We start from the raw sequence: 1208 nt of genomic DNA, 5'->3' as shown, positions 1-1208 counted from the left end.
ACCGTGTCGCGTGTGTGGCGGGCGTTCGGATTGGCTCCGCACAAACAGGATTCGTGGAAGCTGTCGAGAGATCCCTTGTTCACCGAGAAGGTCCGTGAATCACCCCTGGTTTGATGCCGCTTCCTTCTGAGTCAGGAAGGATGAGCACATGCCTAAGAAGATCGATCCGGAGGTCCGTTCGAGGGCCTTGCGTTTGCTGGAGGCGCACGGCGGCGAGTACACGTCGTTGACTGCCGCGGCAGAGGCGATCGCCAAGCAGGTCGGTGTCGGTGGGGAGACGGTACGTCGGTGGGCCGTGCAGGCCCAGGTCGATGCCGGCGCCCGGTCGGGGACCACGTCGAAGGAGTCCGCTGAGATCAAGCGACTCAAGGCGGAGAACAAGCAATTGCGAGAGGACGTTGCCATTTTGAAAGCGGCGACGACTTTCTTCGCGGGGGAACTCGACCGCCGCAACCGATGATCGTGGCGTTCATAGATCGGATGCGCGCCAACGGTTTTGCGGTCGAGTCGATCTGTCGGGTCTTGCGTGAGCAGGGCTGCATGATTGCCGCACGAACCTACCGGGCATCGCGAACACGCACGCCTGCCGCTCGGACCGTCTCCGATGCCCACGTCGTCGATGCGGTGCGCACCGTGGTCTGGCGCACCGATGACGACGGCCGGCGGAAGATGACTCCGGAGGGCCTCTACGGGCGGGTGAAGATGCGCGCCCATCTGCATCGGACAACACTGCCCGGGGTGTCCTATGGCGCCGTTGATCGAGCGATGAAAGTGCTAGGTCACAACGGGATTCGAAGGTCCAAGGGAGTCCGTACGACCGTGCGGTCCGCTGATGGTGTACGTGCGGAGGATCTGGTGAATCGACAGTTCAGTGCCGTCGAGCCGAACCGGGTGTGGGTGACCGATTTCACCTACTGCCGGACGTGGGCGGGGTGGGTGTACGTGGTGTTCATCATCGACGTGTTCTCACGTCGGATCGTGGCGTGGCACGCCTCGACGTCGAAGACGGTGGAGCTGGTGACGGTCCCGCTTCGGATGGCGCTGTGGCAGCGGAAACGAGAGGGTCATCCGGTGAAAGCTGCTGAGCTGATTCATCATTCGGATGCTGGAAGTCAGGGCGGATTCAACTGGTCGTCGCAACACCATGATCATGGAGGTGTTTGCGGTGGCTACGGCGGACTGGAGTCGGAGGACCAGCGATGTGGCGG

At 62.4% G+C, this 1208-nt stretch carries 1 pseudogene; it reads left to right on the top strand.

The features are described from left to right. Positions 1 to 148: 148 nt before the first annotated feature. A pseudogene (locus tag ABIC25_RS24920) lies at positions 149 to 1122 on the top strand (IS3 family transposase); the annotation flags it as partial. Between the last annotated feature and the right edge of the window lie 86 nt (positions 1123 to 1208).

Source organism: Gordonia sp. PvP123 (genome assembly GCF_040547295.1).
Lineage (GTDB): Bacteria > Actinomycetota > Actinomycetes > Mycobacteriales > Mycobacteriaceae > Gordonia > Gordonia terrae.
This window is presented reverse-complemented; position numbering and strand designations above follow the sequence as displayed.